The sequence below is a fragment of the Streptomyces sp. NPDC088194 genome, assembly GCF_040702025.1.
In the GTDB taxonomy this organism is placed as follows: domain Bacteria; phylum Actinomycetota; class Actinomycetes; order Streptomycetales; family Streptomycetaceae; genus Actinacidiphila.
This window is the reverse complement of record NZ_JBFBIV010000001.1, coordinates 131973-153971: the sequence shown is the minus strand read 5'-3', so window position 1 is coordinate 153971 and position 21999 is coordinate 131973. Positions and strand designations below refer to the sequence as shown.

Here is a 21999-nt window from a genome sequence, read left to right as displayed (position 1 = left end):
AGCAACGGACCGGATCACGGACCGGGCCGCGGACCGGATCACGGACCGGGCCGCGGACCGGATCACGGACCGGATCACGGACCGAGTCACCGACCAGGCCGCGGACCGGGACCGGGCGGTTCTGGACGCTGCGGCGGCAGGATGCCTTCAGCGGCTGGCTGTTCGTGCTGCCGCAGACCCTCGGGTTCCTCGCCTTCGTCCTCTACCCCCTGATCGCGGTCGTCTACTACAGCTTCCACAAGTCCAACGTGCTCTCCGGCGTGACGACGTACGTGGGCACCAAGAACTACTCGCAGTTGATCCACGATCCGGCCACGCCGTCGGTGGCGCGGGCCACGGCGCTGTTCTGCGTCGGACTCGTGGTGATCAACATCTCCCTGGCCCTGCTGCTGGCCCTGCTGCTGAACCAGCGGCTGCGCGGCACCACGGTGTTCCGGACGCTCTTCTTCTCGCCCGTCGTCGTCTCGCTGGTGGCCTGGACGATCACCTGGAACTTCCTGTTGCAGAACAACGGCGGCATCAACGCGCTGCTGCACGCGGTGGGCATCGACGGACCCAACTGGCTGCGCGGCGACGACTCGGCGCTGGTGTCGGTCGTGATCGTGCAGGTCTTCAAGAACGTCGGGCTCAACATGGTGCTGTTCCTCGCGGCCCTCCAGGGCGTACCGCGGTCGCTGCTGGAGGCCGCGGAGATCGACGGCGCGGGGCCGTGGCGCCGGTTCCGCTCGGTGATCCTGCCGATGATCAGCCCCACGACGCTGCTGACCACGATCGTGACGATCAGCGGCTCCCTACAGGTGTTCGCGCAGATCCAGATCCTCACCGAGGGCGGCCCGGACAACCGGACCAACGTCCTCGTGTACTTCTTCTACCAGCAGGCGTTCGACAACCACGACTTCGGATACGGCAGCGCCGTCGCGGTCGTCCTGTTCGCGATCATCCTGGTGCTCACCCTGATCCAGTGGCGCCTGCGCAAGAAGTGGGTGTTCTATGAGTCTTGAGACAGCCGCCCGCCACCCGGTCCCGTTCCGGGACGCGGCCACCGCGCCGAGACCACCGGGACGGCGCCGCGGCAGGTGGAAGAAGCCCCTGCTGTACGCGGTCATGGTCGTGCTCGCGATCCCCTTCGTGTTCCCGACCTGGTGGATGATCACCTCCTCCCTCCTGCCGGAGAACGAGGTGCTCGGCTACCCGCCGAAGCTGCTGCCGCTGCACCCGCAGTGGTCCAACTACAAGACCGCGTTCGCGAACTACCCGCTGGCCCACCAGTACCTGAACAGCCTCTACATCGCGCTGCTCGTCACCGCGGGCACGATGGTGGTCGCGTCCCTGTCGGGGTACGCCTTCGCCCGCATCCCCTTCCCCGGCAACAAGGTGCTGTTCCCGCTGATCCTCAGCGGCCTGCTGATCCCGACCGAGGTCACCGTCATCCCGCTGTTCAAGATGGTCGACCGGCTCGGGCTGACCAACACCCACTGGCCGCTGATCGTCATCCCGATCCTCGGGGCGCCGAGCGTGCTCGGCACCTTCGTGATGCGGCAGTTCTTCCTGGCCGTCCCCGACGAACTCGAGGACGCCGGCCGCATGGACGGTCTGAACCGCTTCGGCCTGTACTTCCGGGTGGCGCTGCCGCTGGCCCGGCCGGCGCTGGCGTCGGTGGCGATCTTCACGTTCCTCAACAGCTGGAACATGTACCTCGAACCACTCGTCTACGAGACCGACAAGCGCAACTACACGCTCCCGGTCGCCCTCACCCAGTACACCGACGCCTACGGCTCCCACCTGTGGAACGTCCAACTCGCCGCCTCCGTGACGACAGTCGTCCCCGTCCTGGCCGTCTTCATCGCCGCCCAGCGCCACTTCGTCGAAGGGCTCGCGCAAACCGGCCTGAAGGGCTGACCCGACACGCCCCCGACTCCGGTTCGCCCGCGACAGGGCGTCGGCGGGCTCGGGCTCGGGCTCGGGCTCAGGGGTTGGGGGCGGGGATCGGGGTCGGGGTCGGGAGTGCGTGGGCGAGTGCGCTGATGCTGATGTCGACAATCGTGTGGAGTTGCCGGCTGCTCGTGCCGGCTCTGCTCATCACGGCCAGCGACTGGTTGACCGCCGCGAGGTGGACCGCGAAGGCGTCGGCATCGGGGTCGGCCAGGTCCGCGGCGGTCAGGGCGGTCCGCAGCCGGGTGCGCTGCATGGCAAGGGCTTCGATCGCGCGCGCGGCGATGGCGGGGTTCAGCACCGGTACCGCCATCGCGGTCTGGGCGACCAGGCATCCGTCCGGCACGTCGGGGTCGGCGATGCGCGCGAGCGTGACCTCGAAGAAGGCCCGTACCGCCCGCAGCGGTTCCTCGGACGCGGCCGAGAGGGCCTGGTCGTACCTGCCTCCGTACCGCGTGGTGTAGCGGTCCAGGCAGCGCAGGTAGAGCGTGTCCTTGTCGCCGAGCGAGGAGTAGATGGAACTGCGGTTCAGTCCGGTCGCCCGGGAGAGGTCGTCGAGGGAGGTGTCGGCGTATCCGGCTCGCCAGAACCGGACCATCGCCGCGTCGAGCGCGGTGTCCACATCGAACTGCTTCTTCCCGGCCATCACGCACGCACCTCGTCGACGAGCTCGGGCCACTCCGTCGCGGCCCCTGCCCATCCTATCTTGAACTGATCGGTTCAAGATAGGTTAGGCTCGCGGCATGACCGACACCGCGACCACCGAGAACCGCTCCCCCGGGCAGCACCCGATCTCCGGGCTGCCGCTGCACGACCTCGCGGGCTTCGGCCACCGCTGGGTCGACGCCGGAGGCATCCGCCTCCATGCCGTGGAAGGGGGTCGGCCGAGCGGCCCCGCCGTCGTCCTGCTCGCCGGGTTCCCGCAGACCTGGTGGGCTTGGCGCAAGGTGATGCCGGGCCTCGCCGAGCGGTACCACGTGATAGCGATCGACCTGCCGGGGCAGGGCCACTCCGACCGCCCTCCACACGGCTACGACACGCACACCGTCGCCTCGCGCGTCCACGCCGCCGTGACCGCGCTCCACGCGGAGGAGTACTGGCTCGTGGCCCACGACATCGGGGCCTGGGTCGCCTTCTCGCTGGCCCTGGCGTACGAGGACCGCCTGCACGGTGTCGCCCTGCTCGACGCCGGCATTCCCGGTATCAGCCTCCCGGACGCCATCCCCACGGACCCCCAACGCGCCTGGAAGACCTGGCACTTCGCGTTCCACCTCGTGCCCGACCTGCCCGAGACGCTGCTCGCCGGTCGCGAACGCGACTACGTCGACTGGTTCCTGAAGGCCAAGACGCTGTCCCCGGACACGTTCGACGACGCCGAGATCGACCACTACGCCGCCGCCGTCGCGGCGGAGGGCGGGCTGCGGGCGTCGCTCTCGTACTACCGCGCCGCCGCGGAATCGGCGCGCGGGAACCATGAGGCCCTCGGACGGCGGCACTTGGCCGTCCCGATCCTGGCGGTCTCCTCGTCCCACGGCTCGATCCCGGACATGGCCGCCTCCATCAGCCCCTGGGCGGACCACGTGACCGGAGCCGTCATCCCTGGTGCCGGGCACTTCATTCCCGACGAGCAGCCCGACGCGGTGGTGGGCGCGTTGACCGCGTTCATCGATCGCGAGCGCGTCGGGTAGGGCGGGAGGCGGTCCTCAGGCCCCGTCGGGTCAGGCGGCGCAGATGGTCAGGTCGACGGTGTCGCCCTTGTGGACGACGGTCGGGGCGTGCGGGGAGACCGCGAGCACGGAGGTCGGCTTGCAGCCGCGGGGCGACGCCTTGGTGACGGTGCCGATCTTGAGCTGAGCCTTGTCCACCAGCTCGGCCCTGGCCATGTCCAGGCTGAAGCCGGCCAGTTGGATCGGGATGTCGCCGTACTGCACGGTGGTGACGTTCCCGTCGGCGGTGGTCTTGTGGGCCGCCGTGGCGGCCGGCCGCGAGGTGTGCGACCGGTGCGAGGTGTGCGACGGATGCGAGGTGTGCGAGCCGCCGCCTGCGGCCAGGGCGGTGCCGGCACCGGCCAGGACGAGTGCGGTGGCGATACCGGCGACGGCGGTGGCCCGCTTGCGACGGGCTCCGCGCGCGGTGGTGGCGGTGCCGGAGTGCGGCGCTTCGGCGCTGTTGGTCGAGTCGTTCATGGCGTTCACCGGTTCCTGCTCGAAGGGGGTGTCGTCCGTGCTGCGTTCACCCCTTCCCGACGCGGCAGCGGTCCCGTCTGCTGCACGCCCCCGATGAGACCTGAGTCACAGTCACAGGTCCGGGCTCCGCCGTACGCACCGCCCGGCCGACCGACCCAGCCGCTCCGCCGCTCCGCCGCTCGGTTCGGCCGCAGGTCCGCTCAGTCGAAGGGCCGCGCGGACGGGTCCGTGGCGAGCCGGGCGTGCAGGTGGCAGTCGTGCCGCTTTCCGTTCGGCTCGACGAACGCCTCCCGCATCACGCCCTCCTCCGCGAACCCCGCCCGCAGGGCGGCCCGGCAGGAGCCGACGTTGTGCAGGACGTGGTCGAGGACGATCCGGTGCAGTCCCAGGCCGCCGGCGTGGGCCGGGCTGAAGGCCCAGTCCGCGGCGGCGTCCAGAGCGCGGGCGGTGACCTTGCGGCCGCGGGCGGCGGGCGTCACCCAGTACCCGGCCACCGCCTGGTCGGGCACCCGGTGCACGTCGCGCAGGCCGAGGTAGCCGATCATGACGTCATCGGCCGGGTCGGTCACGGCGAACGCCGCGGTGCCGGTCGACCACGCGGTGAGGCGTGCCGACAGCCACACCGTGGCGCGGTCCTTCGGCGGTGCGTCGAGCACCGCCATGCCCGCGGCCCACTGGAGCACCTCGCCATCGGTCATCGCCCGCGCGACCGCCGGTTCGTCGGACGCGACGACGGGGCGCAGCACCAGCCCGTGGGCACGCAGGATGGTCGGCGCCGTCAGATCGGCGCCACGCGGAGAAGCCATGGCCAACACCTTACTGACCCACCGCGCCGGACACGTACGCCCGTTCGGTTACGCCGACGTTCGGCGCCCGCACGCTCAGCGCACGCACGCACGCTCAGCGCACGCACGGGCGCCCGGGACGTCGTACGCGTGCGTGCGCGTACCTGCTTCGTCCCGGGCGCCCGTGGAGGTGCGTGTGCGGGTCCGGACGATTCCTCGCCCGGCGCTTCCTTCGTTCAGCCCTCGGAGCCGTCGCCCGAGTCGCCGGCGCCGGAGTCGGAGCCGCCTTCGCCGTCGCTGTCGTCGCCGGCCGCCTCCTCCAGGCCCAGCCGCTCACCGAGCCACTTGTTGAACTCGATGGACGCCTGCACCCAGCTCACCGTGGTGGCCACGAAGTGGTCGAGGTTGACGCCCATGCCGATGAGCATCTGGGCCTCGCCGACGAGGCGGACGGCGCCCTCGTCGTCGGTGTTCGTGTAGACCTTCGGCCACAGCGTGAGGTGGTTCCACTCGTCGATCGCCTCGTGGAGCTGTGCCTTCTCGTCGACGGAGTATGTGCGCTCGTAGAACGTACGCACCGCGAAGACGTGCTGCTGGGCCTCGCCGCGGAACATGAAGTAGGTGCGGAACTCCTCCCACGGCGCCAGGAGGTCGTCCTCGTCGTCGATGGCGTGCTTGAGCCCCATCTGGTCGAGGAGCTGCTTGACCAGGTCCTGGTCCGGGATCACCACGTTGGCGGTGGGTCCTCCGCTCGGCTGGTCGGGTTCCGGCTGGCTCCCGAAGTTCGGAATCGAGGAGGGGTCGATGCTCACCGTGAGGGTTCCCTTCGTGACGTTTCCCCGCCATCCTCCCCCATGACGATGAGCCCGTCGACCGCCCGGTCCACCCGGACGTTCTGCCCGTCCAGCACCTCTCCGGCCAGGATGGCGCGGGCCAGCGGGTCGCCGATCGCGGTCTGGATCAGCCGGCGCAGCGGACGGGCGCCGTAGGCGGGGTCGTTGCCCTCCTCGGCGAGCCAGTCCAGGGCGCCGTCGGTGATGTCCAGGGTGAGCCGGCGGTCCCTGAGCCGCTCGGCGAGCCGGGCGGTCTGCAGCCGCGCGATCCGGCGCAGCTCGTCCTGGTCGAGCGCGGAGAACACCACGATGTCGTCCAGCCGGTTGAGGAACTCCGGCTTGAAGGAGGCGCGGACGGTGGCGAGGACGTTCTCCTTCTTCTGCTCCGGGTCCAGCTTGGGGTCGACCAGGTACTGGCTGCCCAGGTTGGAGGTGAGGATCAGGATCGCGTTGCGGAAGTCGACGGTACGCCCCTGGCCGTCGGTGAGCCGGCCGTCGTCGAGGACCTGGAGCAGGACGTCGAAGACCTCCGGGTGCGCCTTCTCCACCTCGTCGAGCAGCACCACGCTGTACGGGCGACGGCGGACCGCCTCGGTGAGCTGGCCGCCCTCCTCGTACCCGACGTATCCGGGCGGGGCGCCGACCAGCCGGGCCACCGAGTGCTTCTCGCCGTACTCGCTCATGTCGATGCGGACCATGGCCCGCTCGTCGTCGAAGAGGAAGTCGGCGAGCGCCTTGGCCAGTTCGGTCTTGCCGACGCCGGTGGGGCCGAGGAAGAGGAAGGAGCCGGTGGGGCGGTCCGGGTCGGCGATGCCGGAGCGGGAGCGGCGCACCGCGTCGGAGACGGCGCGGACCGCCTCGGTCTGGCCGATCAGCCGCTTGCCGAGCTCGTCCTCCATCCGCAGCAGCTTCTGCGTCTCGCCCTCCAGCAGGCGGCCGGCGGGGATGCCGGTCCAGGCGGCGACGACGTCGGCGATGTCGTCCGGGCCGACCTCCTCCTTGACCATCTTCTCGTCGGCACCCCTGGTCTTGGCCTCCTGCTCCTCGCGGGTGGCCTCCTCCAGCTCCTCCTCCAGCTTGGGCTTCTCCCCGTACATCAGCTTCGACGCGGCCTCGAAGTCGCCGTCGCGCTGGGCCCGCTCGATCCGGGTGACGATGTCGTCGAGCCGCTCCTTCAGCTCGCCGACCCGGTTCAGGCCCTGCTTCTCCTTCTCCCAGCGGGCGGTCAGGCCGCGCAGCTCCTCCTCGCGGTCGGCGAGGTCCTTGCGGAGCTTGTCCAGCCGCTGCACGGAGCCGGGGTCGGTCTCGTTCTTGAGCGCCATCTCCTCCATCCGCAGCCGGTCCACCGAGCGCTGGAGCTCGTCGATCTCGACCGGCGAGGAGTCGATCTCCATCCGCAGCCGGGACGCGGACTCGTCGACCAGGTCGATGGCCTTGTCGGGCAGGAAGCGGGAGGTGATGTAGCGGTCGGAGAGCGTCGCGGCGGCGACCAGCGCGGAGTCGGCGATCTGCACCTTGTGGTGCGCCTCGTAGCGGCCCTTGAGGCCGCGCAGGATCGCCACGGTGTCCTCGACGGTCGGCTCGGCGACCAGCACCTGCTGGAAGCGCCGCTCCAGCGCCGGGTCCTTCTCGATCCGCTCGCGGTACTCGTCCAGCGTGGTGGCGCCGACCATCCGCAGCTCGCCGCGAGCCAGCATCGGCTTGAGCATGTTGCCCGCGTCCATCGCGGAGTCGCCGCCGGCGCCCGCGCCGACGACGGTGTGCAGCTCGTCGATGAAGGTGATGACCTGCCCGCCGCTGTCCTTGATCTCCGCGAGCACCGCCTTCAGCCGCTCCTCGAACTCGCCGCGGTACTTCGCCCCGGCCACCATCGCGCCCAGGTCGAGGGAGACCAGCCGCTTGTTGCGCAGGCTCTCGGGCACGTCGCCCTTGACGATGCGCTGGGCCAGGCCCTCCACGACGGCGGTCTTGCCGACACCGGGCTCGCCGATCAGCACCGGGTTGTTCTTGGTACGGCGCGAGAGCACCTGGACCACCCGGCGGATCTCCTGGTCCCGGCCGATCACCGGGTCGAGCTTGCCCTCGCGGGCGGCGGCGGTGAAGTCGGTGCCGTACTTCTCCAGCGCCTTGTAGGTGCCCTCCGGGTCCTGGCTGGTCACCCGTTGCCCTCCCCTGGCGCTCTCGAACGCCGTCAGCAGCGCCTTGGCCTTGGCGCCCGCGGCGTTGAGCAGCTCGCCGGCCGGGCCGCCCTTGACGGCGGTCCCGATCAGCAGGTGCTCGGTCGACACGTACGCGTCGCCGAGGTCCGTGGCGCGCTGGGACGCGTCGGCGATGACCGCGAGCATGTCACGGTTCGCCTGCGGGGGTGCGACGGTGGCCCCCTGTACCGACGGCAGGCTCTCCACCAGCCGCTCCGCGTCGGCGCGCAGCGCCGCCGGGTCGGCGCCGGTCGCGGCCACCAGGTCGAGCACGTTCTCGTTGTCCGTGCCGCTCAACAGAGCGAGCAGCAGATGCGCGGGCGTCAGGTCCGGGTTCCCCTCCGCGACGGCCTTGGCGTTGGCGCTGTTCAGCGCTTCCCGGCTCTTGTTGGTCAGCTCGGCTTCCACGGGCGTGCTGTCCTCCTCATTCGATCGTCGCTACCATGTACCTCAACCTGATCACAGGAACATGAAGCAAGTTGAGTCTATTCCACTCAAGGTGATTCCGGGCACAGGTTCGCGCACCGGTTCGGGGCACCGTCTCGGGAGGACCCATGAGCTCGGCACACCCGACGGATTCCCGGCCGACCGGCCCGACCGAGCCCACGGAGTCCACGGAGCCCACCGGCCCAGCCGGCGCGACCGACCCCGCCATCCCGACCGGCCCCGCCGGCAGGACCGACCCGGCCGGCCCCGCCGACCCGTATCCGATGGACGCCAGCGGCGCGTCCGTACGGGCCGACGCCGCCATACTGCGCGAGCGCGCGGCCGCCTGTCCGGTGATGCTGCCCGACGGTGTCCCCGGCATGATCGTCTCCCGCTACCGGGAACTGCGCGATTTCCTCGCCGACCCCGAAGTGGCCAAGAACGCCCGGCACTTCGCCGCACTCCAGGAGGGCCGCATCCCGGACCAGTGGCAGCTCAACGCCTTCGCCCTGGTCAACGGGATGACGACGGCCGACGGCGACAGCCACCGGCGGCTGCGGGGGCTGGCCACCAAGGCGTTCACACCGCGCCGGGTGGCCGCCATGCGCCCCTGGATCGAGCGGCTGGCCGGCGACCTGGTGGCCGAACTGCCCGGCCGGGCGGGCGAGGACGGCGTGGTGGACCTGCGGGCGCACTTCGCGTACCCGCTGCCGATGGGCGTGATCAGCGAGCTGCTCGGAGTGGACCCGGCGCACCGCGACCGCCTGCACGACCTCACCCACCTCCTGGTCAGCACCTCCAGTTCGGCCGCCGACGCGATGGCCGCGCAGCGCGCGATCCACGGCGTGCTCGCCGATGTCGTCGCCGAGCGCCGGGCCCGCCCCGGCGACGACCTGACCAGCGCGCTGATCGCGGCCCGCGACGGGGACCGGACGGACGGCGCCGAGCGGCTGAGCGACGAGGAGGTGACCGGCACCCTGCTGCTGATGATCGTCGCCGGGCACGAGACCACGCTCAATCTCATCACCAACGCGGTGCGCGCCCTGTGCGGCCACCCCGGTCAGCGCGACCTCGTTCTTTCGGGTGAAGCCTCCTGGGACGCGGTGATCGAGGAGACGCTGCGCTGGGACAGCCCGGTGGCGAACTTCCCGTTCCGCTACCCCACCACCGACCTCGACGTGGACGGCACCAGGGTGCCGCGCGGCACGCCCGTGCTCGCCGGGTACGCCGCCGCCGGGCGCGACCCGCGCGAATACGGCCCCGACGCGGGCCGGTTCGACATCACCCGGCCGCCGGGCACCCGCCACCTCTCCTTCGGGCACGGCGCCCACTACTGCCTGGGCGCCCCGCTGGCCCGCCTGGAAGCCGCGGTCGCGCTGCGCACGCTGTACGGGGCGTATCCGCGGCTGACGATGGCCGTGGACGAGGACGAGTTGCCGCCGCTGCCGGGCTTCGTCGGCAACAGCGTGGAGGAACTGCCGGTCCGGCTGGACGGTTGAGCCCCGCGCGGGCAACGCCACCGCGCCGACGGGCTACGGTTCCTCCCATGGCCCGCCGTGACCCCCGCTCCCCCGACGCCGGATTCCTCGACTTCTGGCGCGAGTACCACCTGTGCACGCTGACCACCAGCCGCCCCGACGGCTCCCCGCACGTCGTCCCGGTCGGCGTCACCTACGACCCCGAGGCGGGGCTCGCCCGGGTGATCACCAACACCGCCAGCCGCAAGGCGGCGAACGTGCGGGCCGCCGGGCCGTCCGGCGCCCGGGTCGCGGTCTGCCAGGCGGAGGGCCGCCGTTGGGCCACCCTCGAAGGGCTCGCCACGGTCAGCGCCGACCCGGAACGCGTCGCCGACGCCGTACGCCGCTACACCGAGCGCTACGACCGCACCCCCGCGTTCAACCCGGACCGCGTCGTCATCGAGATCGCCCTCACCCGCGCGATGGGCAACGCCTGACGCGTCCGCCCGACGCCGCGCACTCGGTTGCGGGCACCCCGGGTTCGGGTGATCCGGGTTCGTGCCGCCGGTTCAGGCCGCGCGGGCGCCGGTGACCTTGGCCAGGAAGGCGTCCAGGTTGCGCAGGGTGCGCTCCACCTGCTCCTCCAGCGTCAGGGTCTCCTCCATGCGCTTGGCCAGCACCGAGGTCTTCTTGCCCCGCACATACAGGGAACAGGCCAGGTCGGCGCACATGTAGATGCCCACGGTGTTGCCCTGCCGCCCGGCCGGGCCGGCCAGCGGCGCGGCCAGCAGGTCCACCCCGCCGCCGGAGTGCCCGGTCAGGCAGATCGAGCACAGGCTGCTGCGCATCAGGTTCCTCCGTGCCCCCGGCGCGATCCGCAGGGTGATCCCCAGCGGCCGCTCCCCGCCGGTCACCACGTACGCGCGGTCCGGCGCGCCCGGGTCCCGCCAGCCGAAGAAGTCGAGGTCGCCCCACGGCACCTCCGCCAGGTCCCGAGGCAGCCTGATCCGCTTCGCCTCCCCCTTCGAGCAGTTCACGAAGGAGTCCCGGATCTGCGCTTCGCCAAGTGGGTCCATGGCATCCGAAGCTAACAAGCCACCCGCGGGGCTGTCGCCGCATTTACGGCCGGCAACGTGCGGCACCCGCGCCCCCGAAGAGACGCGGGTACGGCAACGGCAACCCAGGTTCCCAGGGCAGGCTCTAGCCGTCCCGCTTGGGACGCCACACCACCAGCGCGCTCGTGTGCTGCACGTCCTGGTACGGCACCAGGTCGCGGCGGTACGACGCGTGCACCGCGGCCTCGCGCTGCTGGATGACGGCGGCGGCGCCGTCGACGGCGGCGGAGAGTTCGGCGACCCGGGCCTGGAGCGCGGCGACCTGGTTCTCCAGCTCGATGATCCGCTTGATGCCGGCGAGGTTGATGCCCTCGTCCTGCGAGAGGCGCTGCACCTCCCGCAACTGCTCGATGTCGCGGGCCGAGTAACGGCGCCCGCGGCCGGCCGCGCGGTCCGGCGAGACCAGGCCGAGGCGGTCGTACTGCCGCAGGGTCTGCGGGTGCAGCCCGGACAGCTCGGCCGCCACGGAGATCACGTAGACCGGCGACTCCTCCGTCAACTGGTACGGATTGCGGCCGCGTCCCATCCGGGGCCCGGAGACCCCGCCGCCGTCGATGCTCATCCGCTCACGCTCCCTTTGCGGCCTTGAACAACTCCGCCCGCGGGTCGAGGTCCGCGGTCGCCTCACGGTAGGACTCCAGCGCGTCCAGCGCCTTGCCCTCGGTCCGTGCGGGCACCGCCACCTCGACTGTGACGAGCAGATCGCCGCGTGAACCGTCCTTGCGCACCGCGCCCTTGCCCCGGGCCCGCAGGGTCCGGCCGTTCGGCGTGCCGGCGGGCAGCTTCAAGGTGACCGGCGGCCCGCCGAGGGTGGGCACCTTGATCTCGCCGCCGAGCGCGGCCTCGGTGAAGCTCACCGGGACCGTGACCGTCAGGTTGGCGTCCTTGCGGCCGAACACCGGGTGCCGGCCGACGTGCACGACCACGTACAGGTCGCCGGCCGGTCCGCCGCGCTCGCCGGGGGCGCCCTTGCCGCGCAGCCGGATGCGCTGCCCGTCGGTGACCCCGGCGGGGATGCGGACCTGCATGGTGCGCGAGCTCTTCGCCCGGCCGCTGCCGTGGCAGACCTCGCAGGGGTTCTCCGCGATCAGACCGCGGCCCTTGCAGTCCACGCACGGGTCGGTGAGCGAGAAGCCGCCACCGCCGCCACGGGAGACCTGCCCGGTGCCGACGCAGGTCGGGCACACCCGGGGCGTGCCGTTCCTGTCGCCGGTGCCGGAGCACGCCTTGCAGGGCGACTGCGAGGACATCCGCAGCGGGACGGTGGCCCCGTCGACGGCCTCGGTGAAGCTGAGCGTCACCTCGGACTCGATGTCCTGGCCGCGGCGCGGCTGCACGCGGGTGCCGCCGCCCCGGTTGAACAGCCCGCCGAACACGTCGCCCAGGCCGCCGCCGAAGCCGCCGCCCTGGCCGGTCGTGGTGGTGCCGCCGGGCCCCTGGGCGCCGCCGAAGAGGTCGCCCAGGTCGAAGTTGAACCCGCCGCTGCCACCCGCGCCGGGACCGGGCCGCATGCCGCCGTTGCCGAACAGCGCGCGGCCCTCGTCGTACTCCTTGCGCCGCTTGGTGTCGGAGAGGACGTCGTTGGCCTCGGAGATCTCCTTGAAGCGCTCCTCGGCCTTGGCGTCGCCCTTGTTGGCGTCGGGGTGGAACTCCCGGGCCAGCTTGCGGTACGCCTTCTTGATCTCGGCGTCGGTGGCGTCCTTGGGGACACCGAGGACCTTGTACAGGTCCTTCTCCAACAGGTCCCTACTGATGCTCATCCTCGGCGTCCCTCCTCTCCGTCACGTCCCGCTCCGTCAGCCCTTGGACGGGCCACCGGTCTCCTCGTCGTCGTCCGCCTTCCGGTCGGCCCGGTCGGCCTGGTCGGCCGGCTCGTCCGACTCGGACTGCTCGTCCTTGCCGTGGGCGCCCGGCTGGGGCTCGGCGACCGCGACCCGGGCCGGCCGCAGGTTGCGCTCCCCGATGCGGTACCCCGGCTGGAGGATCTGCACGCATGTCGTCTGTGTGACATCAGGCGAATAGCTGTGCATCAGCGCCTCGTGCACCAGCGGGTCGAAGGGCTCGCCCTCCTTGCCGAACTGCTGCAGGCCCAGCTTGGCGGCGACCGTCTCCAGCGACTCGGCGACCGACTTGAAGCCGCCCACCAGTTCGCCGTGTTCCCGCGCCCGGCCGATGTCGTCGAGCACCGGGAGCAGTTCGGTCAGCAGGTTGGCGACCGCGACCTCCTTGACGGCGACGCGGTCCCGCTCCACCCGGCGGCGGTAGTTCTGGTACTCGGCCTGGAGGCGCTGGAGGTCGGCGGTGCGCTCGCCGAGCGCGGTGCGCACCTGGTCCAACTGCGCCTTGACGGCCGTCAGCTCCTGGGAGGTCGCGTCGTCCCCGGCCCCGGACACCGGGCCCGCCTTACCGGCGGTCCCGTTGCCCGAGCCGGACTTGCCCGCCTTGCCGGACTCCGGCTTGTCGGCGGCGTCGGAGGGGACGTCGGGCTCCTCGAAGCCCTTCGGCTCCTCCGTCACGCGGCACCATCCCTCTTGTTCTCGTCGTCGACGATCTCGGCGTCCACGACGTCGTCGTCCGCGGCCTGGGCCGAGTCGTCGGCCGGACCGGCGCCCGCACCGGCACCGGCGGTCGCCGCGCCGCCCTCGGCCTGCGCGTTGGCGTACAGCGCCTGGCCGAGCTTCTGGCTGGTGGCCGCGACCTTCTCGGTGGCCTCGCGGATCGACGCGGTGTTGCCGTCGTCGGACGACTCGTTCTTCAGCTTCTCCTTGAGGTCGGCGACCGCGGTCTCGACCTCGGACTTCACGTCCTCGGGAAGCTTGTCCTTGTTGTCCGCGATGAACTTCTCGGTCTGGTAGACGAGCTGCTCACCCTGGTTGCGGGTCTCGGCGGCCTCGCGGCGCTTGTGGTCCTCGTCCGCGTACTGCTCGGCCTCCTGGCGCATCCGGTCGACCTCGTCCTTGGGCAGCGAGGAGCCACCCGTGACGGTCATCCGCTGCTCCTTGCCGGTGCCGAGGTCCTTCGCGCCCACGTGCATGATGCCGTTGGCGTCGATGTCGAAGGTGACCTCGATCTGGGGCATCCCGCGCGGGGCCGGCGGCAGACCGGTCAGCTCGAACATGCCGAGCTTCTTGTTGTACGCCGCGATCTCGCGCTCGCCCTGGTAGACCTGGATCTGCACCGACGGCTGGTTGTCCTCGGCGGTGGTGAAGATCTCCGAACGCTTGGTCGGGATCGTGGTGTTCCGCTCGATCAGCTTGGTCATGATGCCGCCCTTGGTCTCGATGCCGAGGGACAGCGGGGTGACGTCGAGCAGCAGGACGTCCTTGACCTCGCCCTTGAGGACACCGGCCTGGAGGGACGCGCCGATGGCGACGACCTCGTCCGGGTTGACGCCCTTGTTGGCCTCCTTGCCACCGGTCAGCTCGCGCACCAGCTCCGCGACGGCGGGCATACGGGTCGAGCCGCCGACCAGGACCACGTGGTCGATCTCGGACAGCTGGATGCCGGCGTCCTTGATCACGTTGTGGAACGGGGTCTTGCAGCGCTCCAGCAGGTCGGAGGTGAGCTGCTGGAACTGCGCCCGGGTCAGCTTCTCGTCCAGGTGCAGCGGGCCCTCGGCGGACGCCGTGATGTAGGGCAGGTTGATCGAGGTCTCGGTCGACGAGGACAGCTCGATCTTCGCCTTCTCCGCGGCCTCGCGCAGCCGCTGGAGCGCCATCTTGTCCTTGCCCAGGTCCACGCCGTGGCCGGACTGGAACTGCTTGACCAGGTAGTCCACCACGCGCTGGTCCCAGTCGTCACCACCGAGGTGGTTGTCGCCGTTGGTGGCCTTGACCTCCACCACGCCGTCGCCGATCTCCAGCAGGGACACGTCGAAGGTGCCGCCGCCGAGGTCGAAGACGAGGATCGTCTGGTCGTCCTTGTCCAGGCCGTACGCCAGCGCGGCGGCGGTCGGCTCGTTGACGATGCGCAGCACGTTCAGACCGGCGATCTCGCCGGCCTCCTTGGTGGCCTGCCGCTCGGAGTCGTTGAAGTACGCGGGGACGGTGATCACCGCGTCGGTGACCTTCTCGCCCAGGTACGACTCCGCGTCCCGCTTCAGCTTCTGCAGGATGAAGGCGCTCATCTGCTGCGGGTTGAAGTCCTTGCCGTCCAGGTTGATCCGCCAGTCGGTGCCCATGTGGCGCTTGACCGAGCGGACGGTCCTGTCCACGTTGGTGACGGCCTGGCGCTTGGCCACCTCGCCGACGAGCACCTCGCCGTTCTTGGCGAAGGCGACGACGGACGGCGTGGTCCTGGCGCCCTCTGCGTTGGTGATGACGGTGGGCTCGCCGCCTTCGAGAACGCTGACGACGGAGTTAGTCGTGCCCAGGTCGATGCCGACCGCACGTGCCATGGTTAATCCTCCAACAACTGACTTGAGTGCAACTGGCTCAACAGTGCACGACAACGAGCCCGCTGTCAATTGACATGAGTCGAGGCGACTCAACTTAACGGCGCGTGTCTGACGCACTACCCGAGCGACGCCCACCCGACCACCGGCGCCGCCCCTCACCTGTCTCACGGATGGGCACCCTGCGTAGTTCCCCGGCCACGCCTGAACCGCCGCAATTCACCCGATCGGCGGCAGATCCGCCCCGCGGACACCCCCGCTCCGCTCCGCGAGCACCCCCACCCCCACCCAGCGGGCGCCCCCGCTCCGCCCCGCGGGTACCCCCGTCGCGACGCAGATCACCAGCAGGGCGGCTTTATGGGCCCGGAATTCCCGGGTAACCTCAGCCGAGACCGGAGTAAGTTACCGCTTAGTACGTTTTTGCTCGCAGCAGGCCCGAGGAGCCCTCATGCAGCTCGCCGCGATCATCGTGTCGCTGGTCCTCACGGCGGTCGGCGTCGCCCTGATCGGCCTCGCCGTCGCGCAGATCTACCGGTTCGTCAAGCTCGGGACGCCCGTCCCCGCGGGCAGCCGCACCAACGACCCGGTCGCGCGCACGAAGACGCTGGCCAAGGAGTTCGTCGGCCACACCCGGATGAACAAGTGGGGCCCGATCGGCGTCGCCCACTGGTTCGTGGCGGTCGGCTTCCTCACCTTGGGCCTGACCATCCTCAACGCCTACGGACAGCTCTTCAAGGCCGACTGGATTCTCCCGGTGATCGGCACCTGGCTGCCGTACGAGGTGTACATCGAGTTCATCACGCTCTTCACCACCCTGGGCATCCTGGTGCTCATCGCGGTCCGGCTGATGAACCTGCCCTCCCGCGCCGGACGCAAGTCGCGCTTCGCCGGATCGACCGCATGGCAGGCGTACTTCGTCGAGTACGTGGTGCTCGTCATCGGCCTGGCCATCCTGATGCTGCGCGGCCTGGAGGGCGCCCTGCACGGCGTCGACCACTACGAAGCCGCGTACTGGGTGTCGTACCCCCTGGTGGCGGGCCTGCGCGGGCTGAGCACCCACACCCTGCAGAACACCGTGTACCTGGTCGCGATGATCAAGCTCGGCGTCACCATGATCTGGGCGATCACCCTGGGCCTGAACACCTCGATGGGCGTGGCCTGGCACCGCTTCCTCGCCTTCTTCAACATCTGGTTCAAGCGCAACGCCGACGGCCCGGTGGCCCTGGGCGCGCTCCAGCCGATGACCAGCGGCGGCGTGCCGATCGACTTCGAGGACCCGGGCGAGGACGACGTGTTCGGCGTCTCCCAGGTCGAGCAGTTCTCCTGGAAGGGCATCCTCGACTTCTCCACCTGCACCGAGTGCGGCCGCTGCCAGTCGCAGTGCCCGGCCTGGAACACCGGCAAGCCGCTGTCGCCGAAGCTGCTGATCATGAGCCTGCGCGACCACGCCCACGCCAAGGCGCCCTACCTGCTGGCAGGCGGCGGCAAGTCCGCGGAGGGCGAGGAGAAGGCGACCGAGGAGCAGCTCGCCGGGGTGCCGGCCGCCGCCCTCGCCGAAGCCGAACGCCCGCTGATCGGCACCCTGGAGGAGAACGGGGTCATCGACCCCGACGTGCTGTGGTCCTGCACCACCTGCGGCGCCTGCGTCGAGCAGTGCCCGGTCGACATCGAGCACGTCGACCACATCGTGGACATGCGCCGCTACCAGGTGATGATCGAGTCGGCCTTCCCCAGCGAGGCCGGCACGATGCTGAAGAACCTGGAGAAGAAGGGCAACCCCTGGGGCCTGCCGAAGAAGCAGCGGCTCGCCTGGGTCAAGGAGGTCGACTTCGAGGTGCCGGTCGTCGGCGAGGACGTCGAGGACCTGACCGAGGTCGAGTACCTGTACTGGGTCGGCTGCGCGGGCTCGCTGGAGGACCGCGCCAAGAAGACCACCAAGGCGTTCGCCGAGCTGCTGCACATCGCGGGCGTGAAGTTCGCCATCATGGGCGGCGACGAGAACTGCACCGGCGACTCGGCCCGCCGCCTGGGCAACGAGTTCCTCTTCCAGCAGCTCGGCCAGGAGAACGTCGCCATGCTCAACATGGCGTTCGGCGAGGAGCTCGACGACGACGGCAAGGTGGTCCCCACCTCCCGCAAGCCGCGCGCCTCGAAGAAGATCGTCGCCACCTGCCCGCACTGCTTCAACACCATCGCCAACGAGTACCCGCAGCTCGGCGGCGAGTACGAGGTCATCCACCACACCCAGTTGCTCCAGCACCTGGTGGACGACGGGAAGCTGGTCCCGGTCACGCCCGTCGAGGGCCTGATCACCTACCACGACCCCTGCTACCTCGGCCGGCACAACAAGGTCTACACACCGCCGCGCGAGATCATCGCCAAGGTGCCCGGGCTGCGCAACGAGGAGATGCACCGCCACAAGGAGCGCGGCTTCTGCTGCGGCGCGGGCGGCGCGCGGATGTGGATGGAGGAGCGGATCGGCAAGCGCATCAACAACGAGCGCGTCGACGAGGCGCTGTCCCTGAACCCGGACATCGTCTCCACCGCCTGCCCGTTCTGCCTGGTGATGCTCACGGACTCGGTCAACGGGAAGAAGAACGACGGCAAGGCGAAGGAGTCGCTGCAGGTCGTGGATGTCGCGCAGTTGCTGCTCGACTCGGTGCGGACGCCGGCCGCGGTGCCGGCGGAGGCGACCACGACGGGCTGAGCCGCACGGACGGTGCGGGGCCCGGACGTCACCGGGCCCCGGACGTCACCAGCGGCCGGCGGCCGGCGTGCAGTGGCCGGCGCGCGGCGTGCGGCGTGCAGTAGCCGGCCGCCGGGTGGTAGTCCCTCAGGACACCCCGTGGTCGGCCAGCATCTTCTTGAAGTCCGCCGTCTTGAAGATCCCGCTGTCGTCCGACACCTTGTCGCCGTCGATCTTCACCATCGGGGTGCCGGCCGCCCCGCTCTTGTCGAACGCGTTCTCCGAGGCGCTGACGAAGCTCGCGTACTTCTGGTCGCGCACCGCCGCGTCGAAGGTGGTGCTGCGCAACCCCGGCACCCGGCCGGCGAGTTGGAGCAGGTAGTCCACGGTGAAGCCGTCGGTCTGCTCGTCGGGCTGGTACTGGTAGACCAGCGTGTGCAGCGCCGCGAAGCCGCTGCCGTCCGCCGACGCGTCCAACGCCGCGCGCAGCGCGTTCACCGTCCGCTTCGAGCCGCCCCCGCCGCGCTGGTCGAGGAACGACGCGAACGTGTACTGCACGCGGATCTTGCCCGCCACCTCCAGCGCCTGGACCTGGGCCGCGTTCGCCTGCTCGAACTGCTCGCAGATCGGGCAGCGCGGGTCCTCGAAGACGGTGAGGGTGTGCGCCGCGGAGGGGTCACCGACGGTGATGGTGGTGCCGTCCGCCTCCAGGCGGGCCGGGATCGCGTGCCCGGCGTCGGCGGGGGCGCCGGTGCCGGTCGCCGTCGGTGCCGAAGGGGTCGCGGGCGCGCTCGTACGGGAGTCCGGGAGGTGGGAGCCGTAGCCGGGGTCCGTGCCGGTGGAGCAGGCGGCCAGCGGCAGCGCGAGGGCGAGAACGGCGGTGGCGACCAGGGCGGCCCTGCGGCGGGCGGGGAAGGGGGTGGGAGGGGTGCGCATCACCCGAACGGCCCTGGTCCGCGCGCCCTTGTCCGCGGCTTCCGCTCCGATGATCCCAGCGGCGTTCTTCTTCATCGTCGACTTCCCCACACCCGGTCCAGCCCGTCACCCGTTGCCGCCCGGCAGGCTACCGGGCGTGTCACAGGTTGGCAGCAATGGGCCGCCCGCGCACAGAGGGCCGTCCCCGCATCCGGAAGTAGCGGGTACGTTCGAAGGCGTGGCAGGTTTCAAGGGACGACGGGGCGAGGGCGGGCAGCGGGGCGGGGCGCGGTCGGCGCGGTACCGGCCGCCCGGGCCCGGCGCGGCGCCGCAGCAGCCGCAGGGGCACCCGCGGGCGTACGGCGGGGGATACGGCGGGGGCGGCGGAGGCGGCTACCCCGACGGCGCGCCCGGCGCGGGTGCGCCGCACGGCGGGCCCGACCAGCCCGGTTACTACGACCACCGCGGCGCCCCGGCCCCCTCGTACGACGACTCCCCCGGCAGCACCCGCGCGTTCACCGTGGGCAACGACGCGCGGTACGCCGACCCGTACGCGGAGCAGGCGTACGACGGCGGGTCGTACGACCGCGGTTCCTACGACGGCGGGTCCTACGACCGCGGTTCCTACGGCAGCGGGTACGACGGCGGTTACGGCGGCGCGCCCTACGGCGATGACAACGTGGCCACGTACCGGGCCGGCCAGGCGAGCGCGCCGCCGGTCGCCCCGCGGCTGCACTGGAAGGAACTGCTGAGCGGGATCGTGCTGCGGCCGGGCCGTACGTTCTGGCAGATGCGCGACCACACGGTGTGGGGCCCGGCCCTCATCGTGACCTTCATCTACGGGCTGCTCGCCGTCTTCGGCTTCGACGCGGCCCGCAGCGACGTGCTCAACTCCACGCTGACCGCCAGCGTGCCGTGGGTGCTGACCACCGCGGTCATGGTCGTGCTGTGCGGGCTGACGCTCGGCGCCGTCACCAACACGCTCGCCCGCCAGCTCGGCGGGGACGGCGCCTGGGCGCCCACCATCGGCCTGGCGATGCTGGTGAGTTCGCTCACGGACGCACCGCGCCTGCTCTTCGCGCTGTTCCTCGGCGGCGGCAACGGGTTCGTGCAGCTGCTCGGTTGGGCGACGTGGATCGCGTGCGGGGCGCTGCTGACGTCGATGGTGGCGAAGTCGCATGATCTGCCGTGGCTCAAGGCGCTCGGGGCGTCGTCGATCCAGCTGGTGGCGCTGCTGATGTTGTTCAAGCTGCCGCTGATCTGAGGGGTGGGCCGGGGGGGCGCGGACGGTGCGCGGGGAGGGGTGGGCCGGTGCGGGCCGAGGGGCGCGGCCGGGTCGGCGCCGATCCGCGGGATCGGTCAGGAACGTACAAGATCCGGGGCCGGCCGGGCGTGAGGCTGGGTGCATGAGCACCGAGAACGACATCGCACCCGAACCGTTCCGCTTCGACACGAAGATCGCCGTACTCCTGCGGGACGACCTGGAGACCTGGCAGCGGCTGAACACGACCGCCTTCCTCGTCAGCGGGCTCGGCTCGCAGGTGCCCGAGGTGGTCGGCGAGCCGTACGAGGACGCCGACGGCACGCCGTACCTGCCGATGTTCCGGCAGCCGGTCCTGGTCTTCGAGGGCGACAAGCAGACCTTGACCACCGCGCACGCCCGGGCGCTGTCCCGCGCGCTGCCGCGGTCGGTCTTCACCGCGGACCTCTTCAGCACCGGCAACGACCACGACAACCGGGCCGCGGTCCGCGCGGTGCCGCGGGACGGGCTCGATCTGGTGGGGCTGGCGGTGTACGGGCCGAAGAACGCGGTGGACAAGGTGCTGAAGGGTGCGCGGATGCACCCCTGAGGGCCTTCGAGGCGTGGGCTAGACCTGCGTGCGGTGGAAGTTGAGGAACGAGCGGGAGGGCGTGGGGCCGCGCTGGCCCTGGTAGCGCGAACCGTAGCGGGCGGACCCGTACGGGAACTCCGCGGGGGACGACAGCCGGAACAGGCAGAGCTGCCCGATCTTCATCCCGGGCCACAACTTGATCGGCAGCGTCGCCATGTTCGACAGTTCGAGCGTCACGTGGCCGGAGAACCCGGGGTCGATGAAGCCGGCCGTCGAGTGCGTGAGCAGCCCCAGCCGCCCGAGGCTCGACTTCCCCTCCAGCCGCGACGCGATGTCGTCGGGGAGCGAGATCACCTCGTACGTCGAGGCGAGCACGAACTCCCCCGGGTGCAGGATGAACGCGTCGTCGCCCTCCGGCTCCACCAGCCGGGTCAGGTCGGGCTGTTCCACCGCGGGGTCGATGTGCGGGTAGCGGTGGTTCTCGAACACCCGGAAGAACCGGTCCAACCGCACGTCGATACTCGACGGCTGCACCATCGCCGCGTCGAACGGGTCCACCCGCACCCGCCCGTTGTCGATCTCGGCCCGGATGTCCTTGTCTGAGAGAAGCACCCCCCGAGACTAGCCGAACCCGATCACGCGTCCCGGCGCCCCGCACCCCGCACCCCGCGGGGCCCTCACGGCACCGCCATGGCGCCTCGCGGCACCGAGCGACGGGGCGCACCGGGACGCGTGGCCCTACTTCCCGCTCACTTCCCCGTGCTCCCGTGCAGCTCGTCCACCGGCACCGCATGCCGCAGCCGCGCGCACTTCGGACACCTCAACAGCCGCCCAGGCCCCAACCGCTCGGCTCCGAGATGCTGCATCGGAAACGACGCCGTACTGAACACATGTCCCTCCGCACACCGAACAACCGTGCGCTCCATGTAGCCCCTTCCCCAACTCCGCGTGGCCGACAAACCCACACATTAGGGGATTCCCCCGCCCCACCCGGCTCCACCACACCGACCCCCAACCTACCCCTCCCACACCCCCCGACCCCGCCCCGTCCGCCTCCCACCATGGGGTACAGTAGCCTCGCAGCGTCTTCCCAAAGCCGCTCACCTCGCGGATGTAGTTTAATGGTAGAACATGAGCTTCCCAAGCTCAGAGCGCGGGTTCGATTCCCGTCATCCGCTCCATATAAAAGCCCCAGCTCACCGAGTTGGGGCTTTGCCGTTGCCCAGACCAATTACGGTTCC

The 21999-nt window shown here is 70.8% G+C and carries 20 protein-coding genes and 1 tRNA gene; 9 read left to right on the top strand and 12 right to left on the bottom strand.

From position 1 onward, the window contains the following. Positions 1 to 164 precede the first annotated feature (164 nt). A complete protein-coding gene (locus AB0399_RS00620; RefSeq protein WP_366409773.1) occupies positions 165 to 1001 on the top strand; it encodes a sugar ABC transporter permease in 837 nt (278 codons plus the stop codon). A 103-nt stretch (positions 1002 to 1104) separates the two neighbouring features. After that, entirely contained in the window at positions 1105 to 1899 is a 795-nt protein-coding gene (locus AB0399_RS00615) for a carbohydrate ABC transporter permease (protein ID WP_329374084.1), read from the top strand. Positions 1900 to 1966: 67 nt separating this feature from the next. Here the strand turns inward: AB0399_RS00615 and AB0399_RS00610 are convergent, their stop codons facing one another. Further along, complete coding sequence (locus AB0399_RS00610) at positions 1967 to 2578, bottom strand: TetR/AcrR family transcriptional regulator (RefSeq protein ID WP_366409772.1); 612 nt, start codon at positions 2576 to 2578, stop codon at positions 1967 to 1969. A gap of 97 nt (positions 2579 to 2675) precedes the next feature. Between AB0399_RS00610 and AB0399_RS00605 the strand changes: the two genes are divergently transcribed. Continuing rightward, complete coding sequence (locus tag AB0399_RS00605) at positions 2676 to 3620, top strand: alpha/beta hydrolase (RefSeq protein ID WP_366409771.1); 945 nt, start codon at positions 2676 to 2678, stop codon at positions 3618 to 3620. A 30-nt stretch (positions 3621 to 3650) separates the two neighbouring features. On the opposite strand, the gene AB0399_RS00600 is transcribed toward AB0399_RS00605, so the two are convergent. From AB0399_RS00600 to clpB, 4 genes are all read right to left on the bottom strand, one after another. After that, positions 3651 to 4118 carry a PASTA domain-containing protein gene (locus tag AB0399_RS00600; RefSeq protein WP_366409770.1) on the bottom strand — a complete coding sequence of 156 codons (468 nt, stop codon included), beginning with the start codon at positions 4116 to 4118 and terminating at the stop codon, positions 3651 to 3653. A gap of 200 nt (positions 4119 to 4318) precedes the next feature. Continuing rightward, a complete protein-coding gene (locus AB0399_RS00595) occupies positions 4319 to 4924 on the bottom strand; it encodes a GNAT family protein (RefSeq protein WP_366409769.1) in 606 nt (201 codons plus the stop codon). A gap of 215 nt (positions 4925 to 5139) precedes the next feature. Further along, on the bottom strand, positions 5140 to 5715 hold the full coding sequence (locus tag AB0399_RS00590) for a YbjN domain-containing protein (RefSeq protein ID WP_366409768.1): 576 nt from the start codon (positions 5713 to 5715) through the stop codon (positions 5140 to 5142). Then, positions 5712 to 8342, bottom strand: a complete 2631-nt coding sequence (clpB, locus tag AB0399_RS00585) for an ATP-dependent chaperone ClpB (RefSeq protein WP_329366417.1) — start codon at positions 8340 to 8342, stop codon at positions 5712 to 5714. Before clpB ends, AB0399_RS00590 begins: the two co-directional genes overlap by 4 nt. A gap of 374 nt (positions 8343 to 8716) precedes the next feature. Here clpB and AB0399_RS00580 point away from each other — a divergent pair, with 374 nt between their 5' ends. Then, the gene (locus tag AB0399_RS00580; RefSeq protein WP_366409808.1) at positions 8717 to 9859 is read left to right on the top strand and encodes a cytochrome P450; all 1143 of its coding nucleotides are present in this window, start codon (positions 8717 to 8719) and stop codon (positions 9857 to 9859) included. A gap of 47 nt (positions 9860 to 9906) precedes the next feature. Continuing rightward, positions 9907 to 10314 carry a TIGR03618 family F420-dependent PPOX class oxidoreductase gene (locus AB0399_RS00575; protein WP_328467303.1) on the top strand — a complete coding sequence of 136 codons (408 nt, stop codon included), beginning with the start codon at positions 9907 to 9909 and terminating at the stop codon, positions 10312 to 10314. Positions 10315 to 10386: 72 nt separating this feature from the next. Here the strand turns inward: AB0399_RS00575 and AB0399_RS00570 are convergent, their stop codons facing one another. From AB0399_RS00570 to dnaK, 5 genes are all read right to left on the bottom strand, one after another. Further along, positions 10387 to 10893, bottom strand: a complete 507-nt coding sequence (locus AB0399_RS00570; RefSeq protein WP_366409767.1) for an FBP domain-containing protein — start codon at positions 10891 to 10893, stop codon at positions 10387 to 10389. A 124-nt stretch (positions 10894 to 11017) separates the two neighbouring features. After that, positions 11018 to 11494, bottom strand: a complete 477-nt coding sequence (locus tag AB0399_RS00565; RefSeq protein ID WP_328467299.1) for a helix-turn-helix domain-containing protein — start codon at positions 11492 to 11494, stop codon at positions 11018 to 11020. Positions 11495 to 11498: 4 nt separating this feature from the next. Beyond that, entirely contained in the window at positions 11499 to 12692 is a 1194-nt protein-coding gene (gene dnaJ / locus AB0399_RS00560) for a molecular chaperone DnaJ (protein WP_328467297.1), read from the bottom strand. A 36-nt stretch (positions 12693 to 12728) separates the two neighbouring features. Further along, the gene (gene grpE, locus AB0399_RS00555; protein ID WP_329366425.1) at positions 12729 to 13448 is read right to left on the bottom strand and encodes a nucleotide exchange factor GrpE; all 720 of its coding nucleotides are present in this window, start codon (positions 13446 to 13448) and stop codon (positions 12729 to 12731) included. Next, positions 13445 to 15328, bottom strand: coding sequence for a molecular chaperone DnaK (gene dnaK, locus AB0399_RS00550; RefSeq protein WP_329366427.1), 1884 nt, complete (start codon positions 15326 to 15328; stop codon positions 13445 to 13447). The genes grpE and dnaK overlap by 4 nt, the downstream gene beginning before the upstream one ends. 445 nt (positions 15329 to 15773) lie before the next feature. Here dnaK and AB0399_RS00545 point away from each other — a divergent pair, with 445 nt between their 5' ends. After that, on the top strand, positions 15774 to 18032 hold the full coding sequence (locus tag AB0399_RS00545) for a (Fe-S)-binding protein (protein ID WP_329366429.1): 2259 nt from the start codon (positions 15774 to 15776) through the stop codon (positions 18030 to 18032). Between the two features lie 126 nt (positions 18033 to 18158). Here the strand turns inward: AB0399_RS00545 and AB0399_RS00540 are convergent, their stop codons facing one another. Beyond that, a complete protein-coding gene (locus AB0399_RS00540; protein ID WP_366409766.1) occupies positions 18159 to 19022 on the bottom strand; it encodes a thioredoxin domain-containing protein in 864 nt (287 codons plus the stop codon). 61 nt (positions 19023 to 19083) lie between these two features. On the opposite strand from AB0399_RS00540, the gene AB0399_RS00535 reads away from it, so the two are divergent. Together AB0399_RS00535 and AB0399_RS00530 are read left to right on the top strand one after the other, a co-directional pair. Beyond that, a complete protein-coding gene (locus AB0399_RS00535; protein WP_329366433.1) occupies positions 19084 to 20190 on the top strand; it encodes a YIP1 family protein in 1107 nt (368 codons plus the stop codon). Positions 20191 to 20332: 142 nt separating this feature from the next. Further along, positions 20333 to 20776 carry a DUF2000 domain-containing protein gene (locus tag AB0399_RS00530; RefSeq protein ID WP_329366435.1) on the top strand — a complete coding sequence of 148 codons (444 nt, stop codon included), beginning with the start codon at positions 20333 to 20335 and terminating at the stop codon, positions 20774 to 20776. 18 nt (positions 20777 to 20794) lie between these two features. Here the strand turns inward: AB0399_RS00530 and dcd are convergent, their stop codons facing one another. Further along, a complete protein-coding gene (gene dcd / locus AB0399_RS00525; protein ID WP_328467284.1) occupies positions 20795 to 21370 on the bottom strand; it encodes a dCTP deaminase in 576 nt (191 codons plus the stop codon). A 495-nt stretch (positions 21371 to 21865) separates the two neighbouring features. On the opposite strand from dcd, the gene AB0399_RS00520 reads away from it, so the two are divergent. Then, positions 21866 to 21939: transfer RNA gene (locus AB0399_RS00520), tRNA-Gly, on the top strand. The last annotated feature ends 60 nt before the right edge of the window (positions 21940 to 21999 follow it).

Coding starts and splice junctions, on each gene's coding strand:
- AB0399_RS00615 (WP_329374084.1), top strand. CDS start 1,105: ATGGTCGTGCTCGCGATCCCCTTCGTGTTCCCGACCTGGTGGATGATC.
- dnaJ (WP_328467297.1), bottom strand. CDS start 12,692: ATGAGCATCAGTAGGGACCTGTTGGAGAAGGACCTGTACAAGGTCCTC.
- AB0399_RS00600 (WP_366409770.1), bottom strand. CDS start 4,118: ATGAACGACTCGACCAACAGCGCCGAAGCGCCGCACTCCGGCACCGCC.
- AB0399_RS00575 (WP_328467303.1), top strand. CDS start 9,907: ATGGCCCGCCGTGACCCCCGCTCCCCCGACGCCGGATTCCTCGACTTC.
- AB0399_RS00605 (WP_366409771.1), top strand. CDS start 2,676: ATGACCGACACCGCGACCACCGAGAACCGCTCCCCCGGGCAGCACCCG.
- AB0399_RS00545 (WP_329366429.1), top strand. CDS start 15,774: ATGCAGCTCGCCGCGATCATCGTGTCGCTGGTCCTCACGGCGGTCGGC.
- AB0399_RS00540 (WP_366409766.1), bottom strand. CDS start 19,022: ATGAAGAAGAACGCCGCTGGGATCATCGGAGCGGAAGCCGCGGACAAG.
- dnaK (WP_329366427.1), bottom strand. CDS start 15,328: ATGGCACGTGCGGTCGGCATCGACCTGGGCACGACTAACTCCGTCGTC.
- AB0399_RS00530 (WP_329366435.1), top strand. CDS start 20,333: ATGAGCACCGAGAACGACATCGCACCCGAACCGTTCCGCTTCGACACG.
- AB0399_RS00610 (WP_366409772.1), bottom strand. CDS start 2,578: ATGGCCGGGAAGAAGCAGTTCGATGTGGACACCGCGCTCGACGCGGCG.
- AB0399_RS00565 (WP_328467299.1), bottom strand. CDS start 11,494: ATGAGCATCGACGGCGGCGGGGTCTCCGGGCCCCGGATGGGACGCGGC.
- AB0399_RS00595 (WP_366409769.1), bottom strand. CDS start 4,924: ATGGCTTCTCCGCGTGGCGCCGATCTGACGGCGCCGACCATCCTGCGT.
- AB0399_RS00570 (WP_366409767.1), bottom strand. CDS start 10,893: ATGGACCCACTTGGCGAAGCGCAGATCCGGGACTCCTTCGTGAACTGC.
- AB0399_RS00580 (WP_366409808.1), top strand. CDS start 8,717: ATGCTGCCCGACGGTGTCCCCGGCATGATCGTCTCCCGCTACCGGGAA.